Below are 24,666 nucleotides of genomic sequence, written 5' to 3'. Positions count from 1 at the left end.
CTCCCAGGCAACCTGGTCGGCCCAGCTTTGACCTCGGTGCACCTATTGAAGGCGCGTGGATGGCAGTCATGAGCTCTAGGCAGTTGCCCCGAAGTCTGGACCCTCTACCGCAGGAATCTTTAGCGGGCTTCTTGCTCCGCATTTCCTACCGTTTAGGTCTCTCCCCCTTCACGTATTGCCAGTTTATGCGAGCTCGCAACGCCACGGCGCGCTTGCTCATACTCCAGCCTCCGAAGTCTGCCGCAACATTCGGTAACACATGTGGCACACACATTGCGCCTTACTGCAGACGAGGTGAATGGTCTCACGCTGCGGGGATTCGCGGACACGTATCCCGCACTGGGTCGGCTTAGGGTGGGTGAAAAGCGCGTTGGCACCGGTGCAACACATAATTGGGCGGTTTTACCCAGCAGTCGTTATTGCCCTGATTGCCTACTGGGCGATGGGAGTCCCGTGCAGAACGCCCTTGGAGGTCCTTGGAGTACTCTCTGGCATCTGCCTGTTGTTTTCGCCTGCATCCGTCATGGTCGGCTGCTGGAACACCTTTGTCCGAGCTGTGGACAGCTGATCAACGGATCAAGCGGAGAGAAACAGGAGATTGTAAAGAACCCGTCCATGATTGGCATCCATCCGGTGGCGTGTCGAAATAGGGTTCCTGTTCTCGGGCCTCTTCGGAGTCTCGGAAAGCGGCATCGGAGCGTTCCTTGCGGCTCCCTCCTAGACCGAAGTCGGAACGGCATTGAAGCGTCTCGTTCTAGTGCCGAATTGAAGATGCTGATGGACTTGCAGAGGCGCCTCCTGGACCACCTTCATGGTCGGCAACAGGAGAAGGCGGATAATCCGCTCACTCGTTCAATGATCTTCCCGGATTTGATCGCCGTGACCCATCTTGTCCGACTGACGTGGCCACTGGCGGCGGGCCACCTGCCTTCATCGCGCCTGGTTGGCTGCATCGATCACCACGTTGAAGATCTATTCTCGGGCCTCGGTGAGGCCGACGAAGAGAACAGGTGGTCAGGGCGTATGCTGATGAAGGGAGCCCCTGGGGACTCGGAAATCTGTGGCGCACTGTTGGTCGCTGCAGAGTCAATTCTAGGGGATCGGGAACCAGAATCCCTCCGCGCTCGCATAGAGCCAATCGTTCGTGAGGCGTATCGTAGATCACGCAGCTTTGCGAATCGTGTGTGTAATCACAAGGAACTCTCACCCGCACTTGTGCGTGCGACATCACTCCGGCTTCACGGCGCAACGTCTCGTGTGAGGCTACGAGTCACGCCAACTGCTCATACGTATAAGATCACTGAAATCCCATCATTTCTCCCTCGGCTTTGGCTCGAAGCTCACTTCTCAGATCTCATTAGTCGCCTACCGGCGTTCGATGGGCTCATGGAGCGCCGCCTTCGACGTTCCGCATCATTGCGGCTTGTCCAGCAAGTCTCAGGGCTCCCCTGGAGTGAATGTGCATCTATCTTGGATATGAAGCAGAGTCGAGCACTGCAGTCACTTAAGTGGCTCCAAAGTCAACTGGATGACCTTGGATTGATGGCGATGTTCGATACGGCCGTCGAAAATGTGGCGCAACATCTTGATGCCGCGACAACACGGGTGGACTTTGCTAATCGGCGCGATCGAATGGCGGATTACAGCCTAAGCGTGGCTGATTGGCTTGTATTGCTGGATGGTTTACCGCGCCTTGACGGGCTGAGGAAAGCTAAAGATTCTACGATCGGATCAGTGCTCCTATGGAGTGGGGTTACGCAGGGTGAGCGTATGTGTAGTCCCGCGGCTGAAATGATGCGCCGACAAGGCAAGAGCACTCAAGACCTCTCGTCGCAGTTGACGCGCATGACCTACATGGATTCTCGGGGTTCCACCCTGCGTCTTATGCGGCGTGTTGAACTGTATTCGGGCCTACTGGCGAATGCCTGCGATGAAGGGCTGGATCTCAGGGTTGCGGCAATTGACTGCATCGCTGACGAGCCCAACATCGAATCACGCGGCACGAATGTTGGAGGGGAGCCGCAGGCCACTCTGCCTTATGCAGCTCCCACTACGCTAACCATGAGTTCAGATCGAATTCCATGTAATGTGGGAGATGTCCGTGCAGAGATTCTCTCCGATTCTGTATGGCGCCTATTTGCAGGTGTAGCGCTTTGCGGTGAGAGCCAACGATTGCGACGGACGAGTGATAGGGATGCGTTGGCGGCAATCCTATTTGTCGCGACATCTGGCTGTTCGTGGCTAAAGCTTCCGCCGGACTTCGTCGTGTCAGCGCAAACGACGTTCCGGCGATTTAGCGAATGGTCTGATGCTGGAGTTTGGGGGCCTTTTTATCAAGCCGTGCTTGACGCCGCTACCGATGGTGATGACCTAGGGTCAGCCCTGGCTTCGATTCAGATGGTAATGCGCCGTAGCGCAAGGAGGGGGCATTCTAAGCGCGCCGGCCCCACGAATCACAGTCCGGCGGATGACTGAGACATTCTCGCTCCGATGAGGCAGTCCGGTGGAGTGGGAAGGCTGATCGCCGGGTCAGGTGAGGCTCACGGTATGGCGAGTATTCGACCTCACCGACGGCTGGCTCCACCTGCCCTGCCTACCGTGCTGCGTAGGCGACAACTGGGCAACCGGGTAGACGGTATCGGTATCTGACTTCCTAGTACTCCAGCCGTAGATCGTGATCTTCATGGGTGAAGGGTGGCTTGGTGGCGTCGAGGCCAGGTTGACCAGCGCTGTCGGTGGGCGGTGTCGCGGACTGGTTGAACGGTCAGGGCGATGAACAGGCGCTGCGGTGGTCGGCGCGCTGCGAGCCGGCCGGGGTGGGGACGCGGTTAGTGCACGAGGCCGCGAGCATGTAGCCCAGTTCGCGTGTCTCCAGGGCGACTCGGAGTTTCGGGTTGTCGCCGTAGACCTCGTCGGCGGCTGCCCATGCGGGCCGGAGTCCCGGTGTCCAGGGCGCGTTCGACCATCTGCTGGGCGCGCTGCGGCTTGGTGGTGACGTCCACCTTGTCCGGGACGGCGGCCTACTCGCGGCGTTCGACGTCGCCGGTCCAGGACTTGGGCAGGTGCAGCACGGTCGATACCCGCGTGCCCGTGCCGGGAGGTGTAGGTGAGGTAGACGGCGCCCTGGGCGTTCTCGGTCGTGCCGGCGGGGCCGGTGTACTGGCGTTGGACGCCAACCGTGTGCGTGCCCTTCTTCAGATCATGCGACGTCGACTCCATAGGCGCGGGCGAGGCCGTCAAGCCCGTCTGCCCAGCCCTGGCCGAGGGCCCGGAGCTTCCATAGCGGGTGGCCGTCGATACTGTGCCGATAGAGCTCGGCGATGACCATAGCTCGGATGGAAGGGTCGGCGGGAGGCCTGAAGGTCCAGCCGACGCCGCCTGCGCAGTCGAGATCCAGGGCTGCGTGGGTTAGGGATCCGCAGGTCAGACCGGTTTCGACGTCCATGTTGATGGCGATGGCGACCCGCTGCGTCCCATCGGGCAGGGCGGACAGATGGACGATGGCGCGTTCGACTGTCTGGGGGCCTTCCTGCTGTTTGCCGAGGAGGCGTGCGCCACCGCCGGCAGCGGACGGCTGGTTGTAGAAGACGAAGTCCTCGTCACCAGAGACCCGGCCGTCGTTCCCGACCAGGAACAGGGTGAGGTCGGCGTCGGCGCCGGCGAAGCTGAATGAGACGCGAAGTCCCTGCCAGGCTTCCCCGGGCAGGACGAGGTTCTGGCCCGGAATGAGCACAGTGGACGGGGTCGGGGGAACAAGGGGCGTGGGGTGGGACGGAGAGAGAGTTTGCTGCTTCCACTCGGCGAATGACCTGATTCGGTACGGGTCGTCGGCCCTGGCCGGGGGCTCGGAGGGTGTGTTGGCGCCGAGGGTGATGTCCAGGTCGGTGAGGGAGGGCTCGCCGGAGTCGGAGGCGTCTTGGGCGCCGTCCAGCAGGTCTTGGAGGCCAGGTACGCGGGTGGTGTCCAGAGGCTTGAGGGTGCTCGAGAAGTTGCCGGAAGCGGTGGTGGTGACGGAGCAGGCCAGGTCCTGACCGATGTCCAGAAAGCGCAGGGCGTCGTCCGGCTCCCGCCAAGGCGTCGACTCGATCGCGTGCCGTGTCCAGCGGCCGTAGGCGACAAAGCCGAGTCGCTGAGTGTCGGGCAGGCGAGTGAGGACGGCCAAGTCGATGGCTTCGATGCCGGGCGCTGTTGCGAAGCCCTCTTTGAGCGTGGCGACGATATTGGAGCCCATGGCCGTCAGCCACCACAGGATCCGGTCGCGTTTGGTGAGGTTTTTCAGGGTGGGGCGCCCGCTGGTTGTGAGGCCGGCGGTTTGGGTGGGCATTGTGTCGAGGTCCTGCTGTCGCATGACGACCGACAGGACGGAGCCGTCCACGCCGACTGCGCAGCCGGTGGCCGGGTTGTCGGAGAAGGCGGTGTTCACTGCTTCGCAGACGGTGGCCTCGTCGTTGGAGAGCAGTGCCTGCCACCACTGGCCAGCCTCAGTGACCATCTGTTCCCGGGCGGCGTGCAGACGTTCCGTCTCCGTGGCCAGGTAGTCGGGAGCGTCCTGTTGGGCGCGCTGTTTGGCGGCAGCGCGCTCGGCCCGTGCCAGGCGGCCGACCCCTTGCAGGTGGAAGGTTTGGGCCTCGGCAAGTGCCCATGGCAGACCCAGATGCGGAGCGGCTGGGATCAGGGGCGGTTGCGCGGCGGCGAAGGACTGCAGGTGGACGCTGGTCATCTGCTGTCTCAGTTCTTGCAGTTGAGCGATGGCGGCGTCGCGCTCCGCCTCCTGTTGGGCTCTTTCCGCCTGGCGGCGCGCTCGCTCCAATTGGGCGGCCGAAGGAGTGACCGACCGGGTCTGCGTGGTACGCCGTGTGGTGGTCCGTCGACGACTGCCACTTAGGGAACTGGACGCGTAGAAAGGGCCGAGGCCCGTCGACACCCTTGCTCCGCCGCTGCCCACACTGAGCCTCGCCGCACGTGGCCCCACAGAGGTCCGCACACCGCGTGTGGAGACACGCACACTCATCCCAGGCACACCGACACGGAATCCGAATCCCATGGTCCACCCCTTTCCCCGGGAGCACAGTGTGGCACTAACAGATGCTTCGGGAGTACGTGCGAGGCTCATCCGCCCCTGGGGAAGTTCGTCAGGGGCCAATTCTGTCCAAAGCCGGGACGGTCGGGCGTCAGGGGTCTACCGTTTCCCTCTCGGCGATCAAGGGGGCGAGGATGCAGACGACGTCGTTGCGTAAAGGGGAGAACACCGGGCTGTTGACGGCGCCGGTGGTACTGACGGTGTCGGTTCAGGGATTGGCCGCGGATGTCTCGGCACTGTTGCTCGGAGCGGACGGCAGGGTTCGGAGCGACGACGACTTGGTGTTCTACAACCACCCGGCCCAGGACGGCGTATCAATCGCTGGCTCGGCGGTCACGGCCGATCTTGTGCGCGTGCCGACTGACGTGGACCGACTGGTTGTCGTGGTGAGTGCCGATCCGCTGCAGCCGGGCGCGGTCTTCACCCGTGCACCGATTCTTTCCATCTCCCAGACGGGCTCGCCGATCAGGTCGTTCACAGCGCCGGACTTCACGTCCGGGGAGACGGTCGCGGTTCTGGCGGAGCTCTACCGACGAGATGGCGGATGGAAGATCCGCGCAGTGGGACAGGGCTACGCCTCCGGTCTGGCTGGTCTCGCGACCGACTACGGCGTCGATGTCGAATCCGAGCCAGCCGGAACCCCTGTGCCACTTCCCGCCCAAGGACGCCAGAACTCCAGTTCTGCGGGGCCTGCGGTGGACCTGTCCAAGGTCGAACGGCTGGCCCCCGGACTGCTCTCTCCAGCACGACAGGCCGGCAAGGCCCTTGCGGACCGGGACATCACGAACCGGCGGGCTGCGGTATATCTGATTCTGGATCACGACTGGCACATGGAAGAGCTGTACGAGTCATTCGCAGTGCAAGCTTTCGCCGAGCGCGTCTTGGCGCTATCGGCCAACCTCGATGACGACGGCACCGTGCCCGTGGTCTTCTCCAGCGGAAGGGAACCGTTCCTGGAGGAGATCCGCCTCGACAACTACCGCGGTCGCATCGGGCAGCTGCACACTCAGGTCGACTGGGGGTGGGGCAATGTCGCCGACGCCATGCGTCGTGCGGTAGGGCATTACCAGGAGTCCGGGGCCGCTGATCCCGCCTTCATCGTGACTCAGGTCGGTGATGAGCCCTGGGACAAGGCCGAGGTCCGTTCCCTGTTGCAGAACACCGCATCCCTCGGGGTCTTCTGGCTGTTCGTCGGGTTCGGGCGCGGCAAGCTCGCGTTCTACAAGAACCTCAACGCATCCGTCTCCGCTTCCTTCACCAACGTCGCCTTCTACGACGCGAGCAAGAATCCGGGATCGGTGCCCGACGAGCGGTTCTATGCAGGGCTCGTCGATGCCTTCGCCCTCTGGTTGCGGCATTGAGCCAACCGCCACTTATCCACCGACTGACTAGACTCATCACCTCTGATCAGGCCGTATCCAATCTCCGCCGCTACTACGGCACCGGCCAGCTCGGTGAAGCAGCGCCGTTCACGGGTAGGCGTTTTGAGCATCTGGCCGGCGGAGGGGGCCGTCAGGCGGTCGCGAACGTCGTGACCGCCGATGATCTGATCGCTGTGCAGACCCTGTCGGTCAGGATTCCCGCACAGGCCGCCCTCGACCTCCTTGAAGGCGATCTCGGTGTCCGGTTGTCCAAGTTGCTGAGCAGCGTTCCCTTCGACATCGACATGGCGGAAGCCGAGGCTGCCGACCTGGCCGAAGGGTCGCCGGCCCACACTGCCTGGCGCGTCCTCTGCAACGAGACCGGAATCGGGTGGGTGACGGCCGGCAAGCTCCTCGCCCGAAAGCGGCCGCGGCTGCTGCCCGTCTACGATCAGGTCGTTCGCTGCATTCTCGGTCGGCCGAGGTCATTCTGGCTCGACCTGCATGGCGCGCTGAGTGCCGACAATCACGCGCTGCACCGCGAACTGTTGGCCCTACGGCAGTCCGCCGACCTCCCCGCGACAGTCAGTGCGTTGCGGGTGTGCGACGTGGTGCTCTGGATGCATCACCGTACGGACCACCAACAGAGAAGCTGCGTCGGGACCTGAAGTCGTCGGCCACACACGAGGGAGACCTCTGCCCGGAGAGCAGATGCCCCCGCGCTCCCGGCGAGACACCCTGTGACCTGCGGTGTACCAAAGTGCCAACTATCTCTCTGATTCCGTACCTGCAGGTGCTGAACCTAATTGGCATCGGTGCAGGTCACGAAGGTTGTCCAGTGCCAACTACCGATCCTGGTCACACACCGCTGGGACGAGGCTTTTCAGTGGGCCGGCGGCGGTACCGGCACCTTCGGCCGGCGGCTCGTGGTCGGCGGCACTACCGCAAGGTCTCACGCTCTGAGAGGTCGGCCGTCCACCGGAGACGCAGCCGTCTCGGCCTCGGTGGCGTTCAGGGCACGCAGGAGCGCGCGGGCGACCGCGTCGTTCTGGCGGAAGGCCGGCGCGTCGGTGCGGGGGCGGGCGAAGGCGGCGACGGCCCGGCTGTTGGTGGGGGCGCCGAGGGCGATGCGGCGGGGGTGCGGGCCGCCGAGAGTCGGGTCGATGACGTGGCCGTCCGTGGGGGAAGCGGCGAGCAGGCCGGAGCGGTGGGTGTGCGTGGGGTCGGCGATGACCTCCTCGGCGAGGGCGCCTTCCCGATGCAGGCCCCGCAGGAGTGGGTCCTCGGTGTGGGCCAGGGAGGGGCCCGGCAGGTACGCCTCGATCAGGGCCGTGGCGTGGGTGGTGTGGCCGGAGACGGTGGGGCTGGTGGCGGTGAAGGTGCCGCTCGTCTCGTCGGTGGCGATGCGGACACCCGCCCCCAGGAAGCGGACGATGCCGGCCTGGGACAGTGCGAGGAGTTGACGCAGGCGGAAGCCGGGCGGACCGGAGGCGAGGAAGCTGAAGAAGCCGTGCCACCAGCCGTCGAGGTCGTCGGCGACCGAGCGGGCGGTCAGGCGACCGGAGGCGACGAGACGGGGCAGCCGGCCGTAGACGGACAGCAGGGCGAGGAACGCGCCGAGGTCGGCGCTGAACTCCGGATCCTCGCGGCGGGTGACGTCCTGAGCGATGTGGTCGCGCAGGTGGTCCTGGAAGGCGTCCGGGGTGGGGAAGGTGAGGCCGTCCAGCGGGTGGTCCAGGGCTTCGAAGTCGAGCCTGTCCGCCGGGTCGGGTACGGCCGTGGCAACCAGGGCTGCCATCTCGTCGTCGTACCAGCCCAGGCGGTCGTAGGCGGCGACGAAGTCCGGCCAGGGGAGGGCGGTGCGCTCCGGGTGGGCGTGGAACAACTCGTGGTAGTGACCGAAGCCGATCTCCTTGGCCATCAGCGGCCACACGTCACGCCGCAGCTCCAGCGGACGGCCCTCGGCGAGCAGCCCGTCGACCGCCTCGGGGCCGAAGTGGCGCGGCAGCGGAGGCCGGGGGCCCTGGAGGCGGTAGCGGGTCTTGGAGCGGTACGGCACTCCGCGCCGCGATCCGACGTGCAGGACGGGCTCGCGGCCGGACGGGAGGTAGGTGAGGGTGCCGTCGGGCTCGGTGCGGTAGCTGCCGCCGCGGCCTTCGGTGAGCAGGGTCGTCAGGTCGATGAAGGCCAGCCCGAAGCCGCGCAGGATGACGTGTTCGCCGGGTCGCAGTGCGGACAGGTCGGCGTCGGCGGAGAAGTCGGGCGGGAGGTGGAAGCGGCCGTGGCGGCGGGCGAAGGCGGCGTGCTCGCGGTGCTCGGCGGCGGGCGTGGAGCCGAGGTGTCCCTGCGCGAGGATCACCAGGTCGGCGGTGAGCGGCGTGGTCCGGTCGGCGAGGTGCACGTGCTGCGGGCCGTCCGGGGGGCCGGTGACGGCGGTGGCGGTGGTGGGGTGCCACTCGACCGTGACGGTGGGCGGCAGCTGGGCCAGCGCCCTGCGGAACACCCAGTCGAGGTAGGCGCTCTGGGCGCGGCGGGTGGGGAAGTCGGCCCCGTCGAGCGTGCGCAGTTCGGCGAGCACCTCGGGGTCGGCGGGTTCGGCGTACGGGGTGTGGCGGGGGCCCCGGCCGGAGAACTGGGCCGCCCACTCGGCCAGCGAGGGGCCCGGCTGTACCGGGCCGTCGATCGTGCAGGACTCGTCGGTGAACATGGTGACGTCCTCGGCCATGGAGTTCATCCGCAGCAGCGCGGACTGCTCGTGGCGCCAGATACGTCCCGGGCCGGGCGGATGCGGGTCCACCAGGTGGATACGCAACTCCCGTACGTCGTCCCACAGTTCGGGCGCGTTGGCGGCGATGCGCTCCAGCAGGCCCGTGGCGCGTGGCCCCGCGCCGACGACGACCAGGACGGCCGGCGAAGGGGTGCCGCTCACCGGTCACCGCCGATCGCCGGGCGGGCGTCGGCGGCCGTGGCCGCGCTCAGCCGGTGGCGTACGGCGGTCAGGTGGCCGCGCAGCCGTTGCAGTGGAGTGGGCGGCAGGGCGCGGGAGTCGCCGCGGGCGTAGTACCGTTCGACGTAGAACTGGCCGGCGCTCAGCACCGTGGTGACCGCGATGTACCACAGGGTGGCGACCATCAGCAGCGGGATCACCTGGTAGGTCTGGTTGTAGATCAGCTGCACCGAGTACAGCAGGTCGCGCACGGCCAGCACGCTGACGATGCTGGTGCCCTTGAGCGTGCCGATCAGCATGTTCCCGGCCGTGGGCACGATCGAGCGCATCGCCTGGGGGACGACGATCCGGCGCAGGGTGCGGCGTCTGCTCAGCCCCAGTGCCTGGGCGGCCTCCGTCTGCCCGGAGTCCACGGAGAGGAGGCCGCCGCGCACCACCTCGGCGGCGTACGCGGTCTCGTGCAGGGTCAGACCGATGACGGCGGTCAGGGTGGGGCCGAGGAGGTCGACCGTCTTGACGGTGAGGAACTGCGGGCCGAACGGGATGCCGAGGCCGAGCGTCGGATACAGGGCGCCGATGTTGAACCAGAACAGCAGCTGGACCAGAAGTGGCGTGGACCGGAAGATCCACACATAGCCCCAACTCAGCGTGCGCAGCACAGGGTTGGCGGAGAGCCGCATCACCGCGAGCACGGTGCCGAGCAGGAAGCCGAGCACCATCACCACTGCCGTCAGCCACAGGGACAGCAGCAGTCCGTCGAGCACGGCGGCGGTGGTGAAGTACCGGCCCACCACGCTCCATTGGAAGGCGTCGTTGCGGACGACGGAGTTGAGCACCATCGCGAACAGCAGCAGCGCGACCACAGCGGTCAGCCACCGGCCGACGTGCCGGCGCGGCACGATCCGCGGCACGGTGGGGCCAGGGGCGCTCGCCCGTTTCGGGGGTTTCGTCGCAGGGGCCGGCGTGACTTCGGAAGGCGTGACCATCGAGAGGCTCTCCGGGGGAGGGGATCGCAGGCGTAAGTGACCACCCGGTGACACACGCTTGGAGCGCAACGGCAAAGGCGCTGGGTGCGTGGGGTGCGGCCGGGGTCCGGCGTCGTCACATGCGCCGCGTCCCTCAACGCGGCCGGAGAGGCTGCCGCGCATCGCGGAGCCGATCCGCTGTCAATCGTATGTGCCCAGGCCTTCGATGTGTCAACAGCGCCCTGGGCAGCGCCTGTCCGGGCGGTCCGGCATCCGGGCGCTGCTTGACGAGCGCCACGATGTACTGCTCAATTGGTCGCATGAATGCCCAGCAGCGCTTGGTCTCGCGCGATCACATCGACTTCGGTCGGGTGTGGTCCGCGGCGTGTTGCGCCTGACTCGGCAGCGGGCCGTCTGACCGGCCCTTCCCTCCCTCGGTGACCCCGTCGCGGGCCGAGTTCTCTCCTTGTGCGCGCTGCCGCAGCTCTGCTTCTCCCGACGCCCGACGTCGTCACGACTGCACTGACCCGTCTGTCTGACGTTCTGTTCACTCATGCCTGCACGCAAGGCGATTGCGCCATGCCCGCGTGCCGCCGCGATCCCTGAAAGGCCCTTCCCATGCCTGTGGAGTTCCTCGGCATCGCCGCCACCCATGACGGCTCCGAGACCACGCCGCGCTCCGGCGCCGCGTTCGACAAGGAGTACACGCTCAGGCTCGCCCGGGCGCACGAGGACCACGGCTGGGACCGGGTGCTGTTCGCCTACGGCTCCGGCTCGCCGGACCCGGCGCCGGCCGCCGCGTACATCGCGAGCAGGCTGGAGCACCTCCAGATCCTGCTCGCCCACCGGCCCAACGTCTCGTACCCGACCTTCGCCGCGAAGACCTTCGCCACCCTGGACCGGATCAGCGAGGGCCGGCTGACGGTGCACTTCATCACCGGCGGCAACGACCACGAACAGGGCCGGGAGGGCGACACCCTCACCAAGGACGAACGCTACGCCCGCACCCGCGAGTACATCCGGATCGTCAAGAAGATCTGGACCACCCAAGAGCCCTTCGACCACGAGGGCGAGCACTACCGCTTCCACGACTTCGTCAGCGACGTCTTCCCCGTCCAACAGCCCCGCCCGAACGTCTCGTTCGGCGGCTCGTCCCCCGCCGCGTACGCCGCCGGGGGCGCCGAGGCCGACATCTACTGCCTGTGGGGCGAGCCCCTGGCGAGGACCGCCGAGCAGATCGAGAACGTGAAGGCCGCCGCGAAGGCGGCGGGCCGCACCGACGTGCCCCGCATCCAGGTCGCGTTCCGCCCGATCATCGCCCCGACCGAGGAGCTGGCCTGGGAGAAGGCCCACCGCACGGTCGGCGCCATCAGGGAGCAGGGCGCGGCAGGGCTCAAGCGGCGTCACCGTACCGACGCCCCGCAGAACACCGGCTCGCAACGGCTGATCGCCATCGCCGAGGAGGGGGAGCGCTACGACCGCGCCCTGTGGACCCCGACGGCCGCCGCGACCGGCGGTGCGGGCAACTCCAACGCCCTGGTTGGCACCCCGGAGACGGTCGCCCGGGCCCTGCTCGACTACTACGACCTCGGCGTCGACATCCTCTCCGCCCGTGGCTACGACCTGCTGGGCGACGCCATCGACTTCGGCCGGTACGTCATCCCGATCGTCCGCGAGGAGGTCGCCAAGCGCGACGCCGAGCGGGCGGCCCGCGGGACGCAGAGCCTCACGGCGGTGAACGGGTGACCTCCGCACCGGAGCTGACGTTCATTCACGTCCCCGTCTCCGACCCGCGCGTCGAACCGCTGCTGCGCGAACTCGGCCACGAGTACTCCACGCGCTACGGCAAGGACGCCCACGCCGAGATCTCCCGCTACCCCGACGAGGAGTTCACCGAACCGTACGGCGGCCTGCTTCTCCTGTTGCTGGAGCGCGGCGAGCCCGTCGCGGGCGGCGCCTTCCGCCGGTACGACGCGACCACCGCCGAGCTGAAGCGGATCTGGACCCACTCCGCCCACCGGCGGCGTGGCCTGGCCCGGCACGTCATCGCCGAGCTGGAGCGCGAGGCGGTGGCACGGGGCTACCGGCGGATCCACCTGACCACCGGGCCACGCCAGCCCGAGGCCCGCGGCCTGTACCTGGCCACCGGCTACACACCGCTGTTCGACACCGAGGCCGACCCGGAAACCATCGGCCCGCTGCCTTTCGAGAAGCATCTGCCGGCCGAAGCACGTACAGCACGCACAGCACGCACGGGAAAGGCGGCCGACCTGTGAACCTTCGCCCGAGCAGAACCCGCCTGCGCCTCGCCGCGGTCATCGCTTCGCTGCCCGTACTGGCGCTGACCGCCTGTGGCTCCGGCGACACCTCCGGCACCACACCGGCGGGCGCCCAGGCGGCTCCCGTACCGACCGACGACCCGGTCGCCGCCGTACACAAGGTGGACTCCGTCGCCGCCCTGCTGCCCGCCGCCGTACGCAAGGCGGGCGCACTGCGGGTCGGCAGCTCGGTCGGATTCCCGCCCGGGGCGTACTACCCGAACGGGCAGGACAAGCCGCCCGCCGGTCAGGACATCGACCTCGCCGACGCGGCGGCCAAGGTCCTCGGCGTGAAGCTGGAGCGGCAGGACGCCTCCTTCGAGACGATCCTGCCCGCCCTCGGCAGCGGCAAGTACGACTTCGCCACCGGCAACTTCGGCGTCACCACCGAACGCTTGAAGACCATCGACTTCGTCACCTACATCAACGACGGCCAGGGCTTCGCGGTGAAGAAGGGCAACACCGAGCTCAAGAAGAAGGTCACCGACCTCACCCGGCTGTGCGGGCTGACCATCGGCACCGGCGCCGGCACCACCTTCGAGGCCACCCTCACCGCGCGGAAGGGCGTGTGCGCGAAGGCGGGCAAGAAGCCGTACGACGTGAAGGTCTACTCGGAGAACGCGGCGACCCTCACCGCACTCCAGCAGGGCCGGATCGACGTGATCATGTCGACCATCAACGGCCTGCGCTACCAGGCGGCCCAGCCCGCCTCCCAGACGACGTTCCTCGGCGAGTTCCACCGCCTCGACGTCGGCTTCGCCTTCACGAAGGGCTCCCCACTCACCCAGGCCTTCCAGGCCGCCGTCAACGAGCTGATCAAGGACGGCACCTACGCCCGGATCCTCAAGAAGTGGGGCACCTCCGCCTCCGCGATCGACACGTCGCGGATCAACCCGCCCGAGCACACCTGAGAGTCGAGCAGGAACGTTCACGATGCCCACGCTGCCATCCACCACCGACACCGCGCCGCCCGGCGCGGCCACCCCGGGCACCGGCCCTGGGGCTCCGCCCGCCCCGGACGATCCGGCCTCCCTCAAGGTCGTCCCCGCCCGCCACCCCGCCCGCTGGGTGGCGGCCGTCGCCGTGATCGTGCTGGTCGCCCAGTTCGCGCACGGCCTGGCCACCAACCCGGTCTGGGAATGGGGTGTCTTCAGCGACTACGTGCTGTCCGAGACGATCGTGCAGGCGGTGTGGGTGACCCTCCAGCTCACCGCGTACGCCACCGTGCTCGGCTTCCTCCTCGGCACCGTGCTGGCCTTCATGCGGCTGTCGCGCAGTCCGGTGCTGCAGACCGTCGCCTGGACCTACATCTGGATCTTCCGGTCCATCCCGATGATCGTCCAGCTGGTGTTCTGGTTCAACCTGAGCGCCCTCTACGAGGAGTTGGGCTTCGGCATCCCCTTCGGCCCGGTGTTCTGGTCCGTCGACAGCAACAGCATCATCGGCACCATGGGCGCCGCCGTCATCGGGCTGACGCTGCACCAGGCCGCCTATGCCGCCGAGATCGTGCGCGGTGGTGTCATCGCCGTCGACCACGGGCAGCTGGAAGCGGCCGCCGCGCTGGGCATCCCCCGGCTGCGGCAGATCCGCCGCATCGTGCTCCCGCAGGCCATGCGCGCCATCCTGCCCACCGCCGGGAACGAGATCATCGGCCTGCTCAAGGGCACCTCGGTGGTCTACGTGATGTCCATCGGCGAGCTGTTCTACCAGGTGCAGGTGATCTACGGCCGCAACGGCCGGGTGATCCCGCTGCTGTTGGTCGCCACCGCCTGGTACGTGGTGCTGACCTCCCTGCTGTCCATCGCGCAGTACTACGTGGAGCGCCGCTACGCCCGGGGCGCCAACCGCACCCCGCCGCCCACCCCGCTCCAGCGCGCCCGGCGCTTCGTCCGCACCCTGCGCGCGGCCGCCGCCCAGCGCAACCAGCCCGTCATACCACCGAAGCCCTTGGGAGACAGCCGATGAGCGACGTGACGGTGGCCGTCGAGGACGCGACGCCGACGGCCGACGACGTGATGGTGGACGTCCACGGCGTCCACAAGAGCTTCGGCCCGCTGGAGGTACTGCGCGGCGTCGACCTCCAGGTCCGTGCCGGCGAGGTCACCGTGATCCTCGGCCCGTCCGGCTCCGGCAAGTCCACACTGCTGCGCACCATCAACCACCTGGAGAAGGTCAACCGCGGCTGGATCAGCATCGACGGCGAACTCATCGGCTACCGCCGCTCCGGAAGCAAGCTGCATGAACTGAAGGAGAAGGACGTCCTGAAGCAGCGCACCCACATCGGGTTCGTCTTCCAGAACTTCAACCTCTTCCCCCATCTGACCGTGCTGGAGAACCTCGTCGAGGCCCCCGTCTCCGCCCTGCGCCGCCCACGCAAGCAGGCGGAGGAGACAGCCCGCCGGCTCCTCGACCGGGTCGGCCTCGCCGACAAGGCCGACACCTACCCGCGGCAGCTCTCCGGCGGCCAGCAGCAGCGCGTGGCCATCGCCCGCGCGCTCGCCCTCGAACCGAAGGTGCTGCTCTTCGACGAGCCCACCTCGGCGCTCGACCCCGAACTGGTCGGCGAGGTCCTCGACGTCATCAAGGACCTGGCCCGCACCGGCACCACCATGATCGTCGTGACGCACGAGATCGGCTTCGCCCGCGAGGTCGCCGAAACCGTGGTGTTCATGGACGGCGGAGTCGTCGTCGAGCAGGGCCCGCCCGCGGCCGTCCTCGACAACCCGCAGCACGAGCGCACCCGCGCCTTCCTCTCCAAGGTCCTCTGACCGCCCCTCACCCCTTTCCGCAGCAAGGAGCACGACCATGTCCACCTCGATCACCCGCCGCCGCACCGCCGCAGCCGCGCTCGGACTCGCCACCGCCCTCGTCCTCGCCGCGTGCAGCAACCCCGACGACGGCGGCACGACCGAGGTCGCGGCCACGTCGGGCGGCAAGACGGAGATCAATATCAGTCCCGGCCAGAACCGCATCACCACCGGCAAGGTCGACTCCATAGCCGCCGAGGTCCCGGAGAAGATACGCAAGAGAGGCACCCTGGAGATCGTCGACTCCTCCGGCTCCGCCGCGCCGCTGACCTTCTTCGCCACCGACAACAAGACCGTCATCGGCGTCGAGCCCGACATCGCCTCCCTGGTCGCCGATGTGCTCGGCCTCAAGCCGCACATCAACACGGTGTCCTGGGAGAACATCTTCGTCGGCCTGGACAGCGCCAAGTACGACGTCGGCTTCAGCAACATCACCGTCACCGAGGAGCGCAAGGAGAAGTACGACTTCGCCCCGTACCGCGAGGACAACCTGGGCTTCGAGGCGAGGAAGGGCAGCGGTCTGAAGATCACCGGGCCCGAGGACGTGGCGGGCAGGACGGTCGCCGTCGGGAGTGGCACCAACCAGGAGAAGCTGCTCATCGAGTGGAGCAAGGAGAACGAGAAGGCCGGCCGCAAGCCGGTGAACTTCAAGTACTACCAGAACGACAGCGACACCTACCTCGCCCTCCAGTCCGGCCGCATCGACCTCTACCTCGGTCCCAACCCGACCGCTGCCTACCACGCGGCCACCACCGGAAAGACAGAGGTGGTCGGCACCTACTCCGGTGCCGGCTCCACCCTCCAGGGGCTCATCGCGGCCACCACCAAGAAGGACAGCGGCCTGGTCAAGCCGCTCGCCGACGCCCTCAACCACGTCATCGACAACGGCACCTACGCGAAGGTACTCGAGCGCTGGGGCCTGTCCGACGAGGCCGTGACCAAGTCCCAGATCAACCCGCCAGGCCTGCCCAAGACCGACAAGTAGCCGACCCGGGGTGCGCAGGCCGTACGACGTCTGCGCACCCCTGCCTCCGTACAGGACAGGAAGGCACCCACTCGTGTCCTCGACAACTCCTCCCTCCCTGCACCTTGCCGTCGCACTGGACGGCACCGGCTGGCATTCCGCCTCCTGGCGCGAGCCGGTGGCCCGCCCCCGCGACCTGTTCACTGCCGGATACTGGGCCGATCAGATCACCGAGGCCGAGCGCGGTCTGCTCGACTTCGTGACCATCGAGGACGGCCTCGGCCCGCAGTCCGCCCACTTCCTGGACCCGGACGAGCGCACCGACCAGGTCCGCGGCCGCCTCGACGCCGTCCTGGTCGCCTCCCGCGTCGCACCGTTGACCCGCCACATAGGTCTGGTGCCGACGGTGGTCGCCACCCACACGGAGCCGTTCCACATCTCCAAGGCCGTCGCCACCCTCGACTACGTCAGCAGGGGCCGCGCCGGCCTGCGTGTGCAGATCACTGCCCGCCCGAACGAGGCCGCGCACTTCGGCCGCCGCACCATCCCGCGCATCGAGGCCTACGACCACCCGGACACCCGGGGACTGGTGGCCGACCTCTTCGACGAGGCCGCCGACTACGTGGAGGTCGTGCGCCGCCTGTGGGACAGCTGGGAGGACGACGCCGAGATCCGGGACGCCGCCACCGGCCGCTTCATCGACCGGGACAAGCTGCACCACATCGACTTCGAGGGCCGGTTCTTCAGCGTCAGGGGCCCCTCCATCACCCCGCGCCCGCCGCAGGGCCAGCCGCCGGTCACCGCCCTCGCCCACCAGACCGTTCCGTACCGGCTCGTGGCTCGCCAGGCCGACATCGGCTACGTCACCCCGTACGACGCCGAACAGGCCCGCGCGATCGTCGCCGAGATCCGCGCCGAGCAGGAGACGGCCGGGCGAGCGGGCGAACCCCTGCACGTCTTCGGTGACGTGGTGGTCCTCTTGGACGACGACCAGGCTGCCGCGGAGGACCGGCGCGCGCGCCTCGACGCCCTCGCGGGGGAGCCGTACACCAGCGACGCCCCGATCTTCGCCGGTACGCCTGACCAACTCGCCGATCTTCTGGAGGAGTTGCACAGCGCCGGGCTGACCGGCTTCCGGCTGCGCCCCGCCGTCGCCGGCCACGACCTGCCGGCGATCACCCGGGGGCTGGTCCCCGAACTGCAGCGCCGGGGCGTCTTCCGCAGCGCCTACGAGGCCGACACCCTGCGGGGACTGCTGGGCCTGGCCCGCCCCGCCAACCGCTTTGCCGAAGCTGCCACCGCCTGAGCCGGAGGGGACGACCACGACCATGAGCAAGCCGTTGAAGCAGATCCACCTGGCTGCCCACTTCCCCGGCGTCAACAACACCACCGTGTGGAGCGACCCGGGCGCCGGCAGCCACATCCAGTTCAGCTCCTTCGTCCACTTCGCGCAGACCGCCGAACGCGCCAAGTTCGACTTCCTGTTCCTCGCCGAGGGACTCAGGCTCCGTGAACAGGGCGGAGCCATCTACGACTTGGACGTCGTCGGCCGCCCCGACACCTTCACCGTCCTGGCCGCACTCGCCGCCGTCACCGAGCGTCTCGGCCTGGCCGGCACCATCAACTCCACCTTCAACGAGCCCTACGAGGTCGCTCGCCAGTTCGCCAGCCTGGACCACCTCTCCGGCGGGCGCTCCGCCTGGAACGTCGTCACCTCCTGGGACGCCTTCACCGGCGAGAACTTCCGCCGCGGCGGCTTCCTGCCGCAGGAGGAGCGCTACTCGCGCGCCAGGGAGTTCCTGGCCACGGCGAACGAACTCTTCGACTCCTGGCACGGCGACGAGATCCTCGCAGACCAGGAGACCGGAACCTTCCTGCGGGACGCCAAGGCCGGCGCCTTCGTCCACACCGGGCAGCACTTCGACATCCACGGGCGGTTCAACGTGCCGCGCTCCCCGCAGGGCCGCCCGGTGATCTTCCAGGCCGGCGACTCCGAGGAGGGCCGCGAGTTCGCCGCCTTTGAAGCAGACGCGATCTTCAGCCGGCACGCCACCCTCGAAGCCGGCCAGGCCTTCTACACCGACGTGAAGAAGCGCCTCGCCAAGTACGGTCGCCGCCACGACCAGCTGCTGATCCTGCCCGCCGCCACCTACACCCTCGCCGACACCGACGCCGAGGCGGAGGAGCTGGCCAAGCTGGTGCGCCGCCGGCAGGTCAGCGGCGCCACCGCCCTCAAGCACCTGGAGTTCGTCTGGAACCGGGACCTGTCCTCCTACGACCCGGACGGGCCGCTCCCCGACATCGACCCGGACGTCGGCGACGACCACATCTCCAAGGGCCGCGCCCAGGTCCGCATGTACCGCGACCCGCTGGCCACCGCCCGCGAGTGGCGCGAGCTGGCCGCCGCGAACAACTGGTCGATCCGCGACCTGGTCATTGAGACAGGGAACCGGCAGAACTTCATCGGTTCGGCGGAGACGATCGCCCGCACCCTCAACGAGTTCGTGCAGGCCGACGCAAGTGACGGCTTCATCCTCGTCCCGCACATCACCCCGACCGGCCTCGACGAGTTCGCCGACAAGGTCGTCCCGCTCCTGCAGGAACGGGGCGTGTTCCGCACGGAGTACGAGGGCCCGACCTTGCGCCACCACCTCGGCCTGGCCCTCCCTCGCTCTCGACCTCACCGGCGGGCCCGGGGCCCTCTCGCGTGGTGAGACGTCCCGGTGCGGGGTGACCGGCCCTCTTGACGCCGCTTGGACGCGGCACGACACTCCACCAGGGAATCCTAGTGAACTGGTAGGGAATTATGGGCCGTGCTGCGCTGGACCTCGGCGGCAACGCTCTGCGTGTCGCCGTCCGCCCGCTGCCCCTGCTGACGTCCCGCCGTCACATCGACCTCGTGCGCGTGTGCAGCGCGGCGAGTTCCCCGCGTACGCCGGCGGCTCAGCCCCCGTTCACGCCTGACCCTGCCGCGTAAGTACCGCCGCCCCGGCCGTGCCGAAGGCGCCGCGTGCCGTCGCCTCCGTATGTCCGTATGCCTGTGACCGAGCACCCCAGGGAGACGCATGTCCGCCACGCCCCCGCCGACCGTGCCGTCCTTCCGGAGCAGGATCGGCTGTGACGCCCGCAGCGGCTACTACGCCGCGCCGCACCGCTACCGGCTCCACCTCTCGCCGGCCTGTCCGCACTGTCTGCGGATCGCCGTCACCCACAGCCTGCTCGGCCTCGACGACACCCTCCCGGTGACGCTGCTGCCCGCCGTGCCCGACGCACCCGGCGGCGGACACCGGGCGTTGCGTCCGCTGTACGAGGCCAGCTCGCACCAGTACCGCGGTCCGGCCGTGGCGCCCGTCCTCAGCGACAACTGGACCGGGCGGATCGTCAGCACGCACACCTCCGACATCCTGCGCGACCTGGCCCGGCGGTTCGCCGGTCACGGTCCCGATCTCCACCCGCGCGGTGCCGACGAGGCGATCGCGGCCGTAGGCCGGCTCTGCGACCAGGGCATCACCGCAACCGCCCAGCGCGCCGGCCGGTGCGGTGGTGACTCGGCGGCCCGCGACACCGCGCTGGCGACCCTGCTGCGCGCGATGGATGTGCTGGAGTGGCGGCTCGCCTCCCACGAGCACGTATTGGGCGACGAACTCACCGTCGCGGACGTGCAGTTGTGGGTGACGCTGGTGCAGCTGGACACCGTGCACCGCCACCACCTGGACGCCGCAGCGGTGCACCGGATCACCGACCGTCCCCGTCTGTGGGCGTACGCACGACGGCTGGCGGCGCACCCCGCCTTCGGCTCCCACCTCGATCTGGACGGAATCGCCCGCAGGCACCACGCCCACTGCCTGGGCCGGGAAGCCGCCGGAGCGGCGGTGCAGATCGTGGACTGGGCGGTGTACGCGCGACAGGAGGCACGGGAACCGGTGCCGGCGCGGCAGCCCGGCTGACCGGCCGACAGGCCGACCGACAAAGGGGCGGACACCCGGCCCGCAAGGTGCTGGTGAATCGCTCGGCCGCCGCCGACCTCGTAGTCGTCGGCGCACGGCGCCGGTCCGGACACTTCGGTCTGTAACTGGGCCGGGTGAGCCACACCCCGCTGCACCACGCGTCCGGCCCGGTGGCGTCGCACGCCCCGGTGCCCGCGACACGCCGGTGCCCGTGCCATGGGCGCCGGGGCGCTGTCCGCCCGGGGTGACACTGGTCGGCAGCGACCCGCACACCCGACCCTCCAAGCCGCGAAGGGGGCAGCCGCATGACGGCCTGGACGTGGGAGTACGAGGGATACGATCCCGCGCACGAGCGTGTGCGGGAGACGCTGTGCACGCTGGGCAACGGCCGCTTCGCCACACGCGGGGCCCTGCCCGAGTGCACGGCGGACGACGTGCACTACCCGGGCACCTACGCGGCCGGCTGCTACAACCGTCTCACCTCCGTCGTCGCGGGCCGCCAGGTCGAGAACGAGGACATGGTCAACCTGCCGAACTGGCTGCCCCTCCGTTTCCGGACCCCGGACGGCGCGTGGCTCACGCCCGACACCGCACCCGTACTGAGCCACCGCCAGACACTGCTCCTGGACGCGGGGTTGCTGGAGCGCGTGACCCGGTACGGCCTGGACGGCGGACGCGTGCTGTCGGTGCGACAGCAGCGTCTCGTGCACATGGCCGATCCGCACCTGGCCGCTCTGCGCACCGAGTTCACCGTGGAGGGCGCCACGACGGAACTGGACGTCGAGGCGGCGCTCGACGGCGGGGTCACCAACGCCGGAGTGCGCCGCTACCGCAGCCTCGAAGGGCGCCACCTGACCCATGTGCACACCGGCACCATCCACCCCGGCACCGTCTGGCTGCGCTGCCGTACCCGTACCTCGGACATCCGCATCGGCATGGCCGCCCGGCTGAGCGCCGACGCACCGGTCGCCGACCTCCACGAACCTCCTCGGGCGCTCCAGCGCGTGACCCTGGTCCTGGAGCCGGGCCGTACCGTGACCGTCGACAAGACCGTGGCCATGCACACGTCACGCGACCCGGCGATCAGCGACCCGCTGCAGACCGCGGTGGACCGCGTGACCACCGCCCCCGGCTTCGAGGGACTGCTGGAGTCGCACGCGACCGTCTGGGGCCAGCTGTGGCGGCGGGCCGAGATCGACGTCCCCGGGGAGCCGGGTGCCATCCTGCGGCTGCACCTCTTCCACGTGCTGCAGACGCTCTCTCCGCACACCGCCGACCTGGACGTGGGCGTACCGGCCCGAGGACTGCACGGAGAGGCCTACCGAGGGCACATCTTCTGGGACGAACTGTTCGTCCTGCCCTACCTCAACCTGCACTTCCCCGAGGTCTCCCGCGCCCTCCTGCACTACCGCCACCGGCGCCTGGACCGGGCCCGCGCCGCCGCGCGGGCCCTAGGCCGGCGCGGTGCGCTCTACCCGTGGCAGAGCGGCAGCGACGGACGCGAGGAGACCCAGCGCCTGCATCTCAACCCCCGCTCGGGACGCTGGCTGCCCGACCACTCCCACCTGCAGCACCACGTCGGATCGGCCATCGCGTACAACGTGTGGCAGTACTGCGAGGCCAGCGGTGACGCGGAGTTCCTGCACACCAAGGGCGCCGAGATGCTGCTGCAGATCGCGCGCTTCTGGGCCGACTCGGCCACCTGGGACGAGAGCCTCGGGCGGCACCGCATCCGGGGCGTGGTCGGCCCGGACGAGTACCACGAGGCCTACCCCGACGCCGAGGCCCCCGGCCTCGACGACAACGCGTACACCAACGTCACGGCGGCGTGGGTCCTGGCCCGCACCCTGGAGGTGCTGCGCGACCACCTTCCCGAGCCGCGGCGGCGCGAACTCCTGGAACGGGCCGCTCTGGAGGAAGGCGAGCTGGAGCGGTGGGAGGACGTCTCCCGCACGCTGCACGTGCCCTTCCACGAGGGTGTCATCAGCCAGTTCGACGGCTACGGCGACCTCGCGGAACTCGACTGGGAGGGTTACCGGAAGCGGTACGACGACATCCGCCGGCTCGACCGGATCCTGGAGGCGGAGGGCGACACCGTCAACCGCTACAAGGCGTCCAAGCAGGCGGACGTGCTGATGCTCGGTTATCTCTTCTCACCCGGGGAACTCCAGGGACTCTTCCACCGATTGGGTCACCGGCTGGACGAGCGGACCTGGCGGCGCACGGTCGACCACTACATGGCCCGCACCAGCCACGGCTCCACGCTCAGCGGTCTCGTCCACGGCTGGATCCTGGCCCGGGCCCGCCGCAGCGAGGCGTGGGTGTTCTGCCAGGAGGCCCTCAGAGGCGATGTGGCCGACCTGCAGGGCGGAACCACCGGGGAGGGCATCCACCTGGGCGCCATGGCCGGCACCCTCGACCTGGTCCAGCGGGGTCTGACCGGGCTGGAGACCCGCGCGGGGTCGCTGTGGCTGGACCCCGTGCCGCTGCCGGAGCTGTCGTCGTACGGATTCTCGCTGCAGTACCAGGGCCACTGGGGTGTGCGGCTGCGGCTGGGCAGCGGTCTGCTGGAGGTGACCGTGCCGCCGTCCGACCTCCCGCCGATCGACGTACGGCTGCCCGACCGGACGGTCGGCGTCGAGCCCGGCGAGACGAGCCGGCTGCTGCTTCCGGACTGACACCCGCGAGACGCCGTGGATCAGATCCCAGGCAGGCGCCGCGGATCAGATCCCGGGCAGGCGCCGCGGATCAGGTCCCGGGGCCTCGCAGGTCGCGGGCCACCCCGGCCGCCCAGTCGCCGATCTGCCCGAAGTCGAGGTAGTCGCCGCCCTTCCCGGAGTTGACGATCATCCGGGCGATGCGCCCCTTGACGTCGCCCTCCAGACGTCCCCCGAAGGTGGTGTGACCCCGTGCGTCGACGCGGTCCGCCACGCGTCGGACGCGGGGCGCGGGCGGGATGTCCCGCTCGGACGCCGAGGGGTCCAGCGGGCCGCTGCTGAACAGCCACACCGGCCGCTCGGCGAGGGCTTCGCGGTGCCGCCGTGCGAAGCGACGGGCATCGCGCTGCCAACGGCCCGCGTACAGGGCGCCGCCGAGGACGACCGCGCCGTACGCCGTGAGGTCGGTGACGTCCGCGGCCGGCTGCACGTCCACGGCCAGCCCGTCCTCGGCCAGGACCGTACCGATGTGCTCGGCGATCCCGGCCGTCGATCCGTTGGTGGACCCGTAGGCCACCAGCACCTTCTCGTTCATGACCGCCTTACCTCCTCAAGGGCCGAGCGAGCGGCCGTCAGTCGTGCGGCACCAGCGCGACCGGGCAGCGCACATGGTGGATCAGGGCGTGCGCGACCGGCCCGGTGCGCGGGCCGACCGCCGCGCGGCGCCTGCGGCTGCCCACCACGAGCAGGCCCGCTCCGTCCGCGGCTCCGACCAGGACGTGTGCCGGCCGTCCTTCGCGCAGGCTCTCCTCGACGACGACGGCGGGGTACTTCGAGCGCCAGGGTTCGAGCAGCTCCGACAGCTCGCGTGCCGCCTCCGTCCTGATCCGTGCGCGTGCCTCGGCGGCGTCCGGGAGGCCGCGGGAGAACGGCAGGTGCCAGGCGTGGACGGCACGCAGCGGGGCCCCGCGCAGGTCGGCGGCGTGGAACGCGACGTCGAGGACCTCGTCGCTCGGACCGTCGACGTCGACGGCGACCGCGACGTCACGGAAGGGCGTGCGGACCGACGGCTTCCCGTCGCCGTCCGGCACGTGCTCGTCCTCGGCGGTCCGGCCGGCCCGTACCAGGACGATCGGCTGCTCGGCACGGGCCGCGGTGGCCATGGCGACCGACCCCGAGACGAATCCGCCCAGCCCGCCGGGTCCCTGGCTGCCGATGACCAGGAGATCGGCGTTCCGGGCCTCGGCGAGCAGGGCGTGGACGGGCAGTCGGCACACCTGCTCCGCGGTGACGGACAGCTGCGGGTACTCCTCGCTCACCCGGTCGAGCGCCCTGCGCAGGGTGTGCCGGGCGTGGGACTGGGGAGCCCTCAGCTCGGGCAGCACCGCCTCGGGGGCGCCCTCGGGGAGCCCTGCCTCCCAGGCGTGCACGAGCCGGAGCGGCAGTCCTCGGCGAAGGGCTTCCCGGGCCGCCCACTCGACGGCGGCGAGGCTCTCGGGAGAACCGTCCACACCAGCGACGACCGGCCTGGTCATGACCGCCACCTCCTTGGTTGGTCACGGGGCAACCGACGTGCCGCTTCCACTCCAGCGTCGACCGCCGCCGGCACGGGAGCCAGGG

19 protein-coding genes and 1 pseudogene are annotated in these 24,666 nt (G+C 68.9%); 14 read left to right on the top strand and 6 right to left on the bottom strand.

Annotation, left to right across the window (positions count from 1 at the left end; translation table 11 throughout):
* Positions 1-174: 174 nt before the first annotated feature.
* Positions 175-2,475, top strand: coding sequence for a transposase (locus tag ABZ948_RS06110; RefSeq protein ID WP_435857463.1), 2,301 nt, complete (start codon positions 175-177; stop codon positions 2,473-2,475).
* Positions 2,476-2,529: 54 nt separating this feature from the next.
* Here ABZ948_RS06110 and ABZ948_RS40910 read toward each other — a convergent pair whose 3' ends face one another.
* Together ABZ948_RS40910 and ABZ948_RS06100 are read right to left on the bottom strand one after the other, a co-directional pair.
* Positions 2,530-3,219 (bottom strand): transposase, encoded by a 690-nt coding sequence (locus tag ABZ948_RS40910; RefSeq protein WP_402127843.1) that lies wholly within the window; start codon positions 3,217-3,219, stop codon positions 2,530-2,532.
* Positions 3,200-4,720: a TerD family protein gene (locus ABZ948_RS06100; protein ID WP_359757694.1), complete on the bottom strand. Its 1,521-nt coding sequence runs from the start codon at positions 4,718-4,720 to the stop codon at positions 3,200-3,202. Before ABZ948_RS06100 ends, ABZ948_RS40910 begins: the two co-directional genes overlap by 20 nt.
* Positions 4,721-5,214: 494 nt before the next feature.
* On the opposite strand from ABZ948_RS06100, the gene ABZ948_RS06095 reads away from it, so the two are divergent.
* Both ABZ948_RS06095 and ABZ948_RS06090 read left to right on the top strand, forming a co-directional pair.
* Positions 5,215-6,441: a VWA domain-containing protein gene (locus tag ABZ948_RS06095; RefSeq protein WP_359757692.1), complete on the top strand. Its 1,227-nt coding sequence runs from the start codon at positions 5,215-5,217 to the stop codon at positions 6,439-6,441.
* Positions 6,438-7,109 carry a DUF6308 family protein gene (locus ABZ948_RS06090; protein ID WP_359757690.1) on the top strand — a complete coding sequence of 224 codons (672 nt, stop codon included), beginning with the start codon at positions 6,438-6,440 and terminating at the stop codon, positions 7,107-7,109. The genes ABZ948_RS06095 and ABZ948_RS06090 overlap by 4 nt, the downstream gene beginning before the upstream one ends.
* A gap of 284 nt (positions 7,110-7,393) precedes the next feature.
* Here the strand turns inward: ABZ948_RS06090 and ABZ948_RS06085 are convergent, their stop codons facing one another.
* Entirely contained in the window at positions 7,394-9,370 is a 1,977-nt protein-coding gene (locus ABZ948_RS06085) for an FAD/NAD(P)-binding protein (RefSeq protein ID WP_359757688.1), read from the bottom strand.
* Positions 9,367-10,374: an amino acid ABC transporter permease gene (locus ABZ948_RS06080; protein ID WP_359757686.1), complete on the bottom strand. Its 1,008-nt coding sequence runs from the start codon at positions 10,372-10,374 to the stop codon at positions 9,367-9,369. Before ABZ948_RS06080 ends, ABZ948_RS06085 begins: the two co-directional genes overlap by 4 nt.
* 597 nt (positions 10,375-10,971) lie before the next feature.
* Between ABZ948_RS06080 and ABZ948_RS06075 the strand changes: the two genes are divergently transcribed.
* The 11 genes and pseudogenes from ABZ948_RS06075 (at position 10,972) to ABZ948_RS06025 (ending at position 23,067) form a co-directional block, all read left to right on the top strand.
* The gene (locus ABZ948_RS06075) at positions 10,972-12,099 is read left to right on the top strand and encodes an LLM class flavin-dependent oxidoreductase (protein ID WP_359757684.1); all 1,128 of its coding nucleotides are present in this window, start codon (positions 10,972-10,974) and stop codon (positions 12,097-12,099) included.
* A complete protein-coding gene (locus tag ABZ948_RS06070) occupies positions 12,096-12,629 on the top strand; it encodes a GNAT family N-acetyltransferase (RefSeq protein WP_359757682.1) in 534 nt (177 codons plus the stop codon). The genes ABZ948_RS06075 and ABZ948_RS06070 overlap by 4 nt, the downstream gene beginning before the upstream one ends.
* Entirely contained in the window at positions 12,626-13,582 is a 957-nt protein-coding gene (locus ABZ948_RS06065; protein WP_359757680.1) for an ABC transporter substrate-binding protein, read from the top strand. The genes ABZ948_RS06070 and ABZ948_RS06065 overlap by 4 nt, the downstream gene beginning before the upstream one ends.
* Positions 13,583-13,613: 31 nt before the next feature.
* A complete protein-coding gene (locus tag ABZ948_RS06060) occupies positions 13,614-14,636 on the top strand; it encodes an amino acid ABC transporter permease (RefSeq protein WP_359757830.1) in 1,023 nt (340 codons plus the stop codon).
* Entirely contained in the window at positions 14,633-15,439 is an 807-nt protein-coding gene (locus ABZ948_RS06055; RefSeq protein WP_359757678.1) for an amino acid ABC transporter ATP-binding protein, read from the top strand. The genes ABZ948_RS06060 and ABZ948_RS06055 overlap by 4 nt, the downstream gene beginning before the upstream one ends.
* A gap of 37 nt (positions 15,440-15,476) precedes the next feature.
* Positions 15,477-16,463 (top strand): ABC transporter substrate-binding protein, encoded by a 987-nt coding sequence (locus tag ABZ948_RS06050; protein ID WP_359757676.1) that lies wholly within the window; start codon positions 15,477-15,479, stop codon positions 16,461-16,463.
* Positions 16,464-16,536: 73 nt separating this feature from the next.
* On the top strand, positions 16,537-17,748 hold the full coding sequence (locus ABZ948_RS06045; RefSeq protein WP_359757674.1) for an LLM class flavin-dependent oxidoreductase: 1,212 nt from the start codon (positions 16,537-16,539) through the stop codon (positions 17,746-17,748).
* A gap of 22 nt (positions 17,749-17,770) precedes the next feature.
* Positions 17,771-19,156: an NtaA/DmoA family FMN-dependent monooxygenase gene (locus ABZ948_RS06040; protein WP_359757672.1), complete on the top strand. Its 1,386-nt coding sequence runs from the start codon at positions 17,771-17,773 to the stop codon at positions 19,154-19,156.
* Between the two features lie 351 nt (positions 19,157-19,507).
* Entirely contained in the window at positions 19,508-20,389 is an 882-nt protein-coding gene (locus ABZ948_RS06035) for a glutathione S-transferase C-terminal domain-containing protein (RefSeq protein WP_359757670.1), read from the top strand.
* A 35-nt stretch (positions 20,390-20,424) separates the two neighbouring features.
* Positions 20,425-20,511 (top strand): annotated as a pseudogene (locus ABZ948_RS06030) (universal stress protein); the annotation flags it as partial.
* Positions 20,512-20,694: 183 nt separating this feature from the next.
* Positions 20,695-23,067, top strand: a complete 2,373-nt coding sequence (locus ABZ948_RS06025; protein ID WP_359757668.1) for a glycoside hydrolase family 65 protein — start codon at positions 20,695-20,697, stop codon at positions 23,065-23,067.
* A 70-nt stretch (positions 23,068-23,137) separates the two neighbouring features.
* Here ABZ948_RS06025 and ABZ948_RS06020 read toward each other — a convergent pair whose 3' ends face one another.
* Entirely contained in the window at positions 23,138-23,641 is a 504-nt protein-coding gene (locus ABZ948_RS06020) for a flavodoxin domain-containing protein (RefSeq protein WP_359757666.1), read from the bottom strand.
* 37 nt (positions 23,642-23,678) lie between these two features.
* On the bottom strand, positions 23,679-24,581 hold the full coding sequence (locus tag ABZ948_RS06015) for a universal stress protein (protein ID WP_359757664.1): 903 nt from the start codon (positions 24,579-24,581) through the stop codon (positions 23,679-23,681).
* Positions 24,582-24,666 lie beyond the last annotated feature (85 nt).

Origin of the sequence: Streptomyces olindensis, from assembly GCF_040645895.1 — a bacterium.
GTDB classification, from domain to species: domain Bacteria; phylum Actinomycetota; class Actinomycetes; order Streptomycetales; family Streptomycetaceae; genus Streptomyces; species Streptomyces olindensis.
This window is presented reverse-complemented; position numbering and strand designations above follow the sequence as displayed.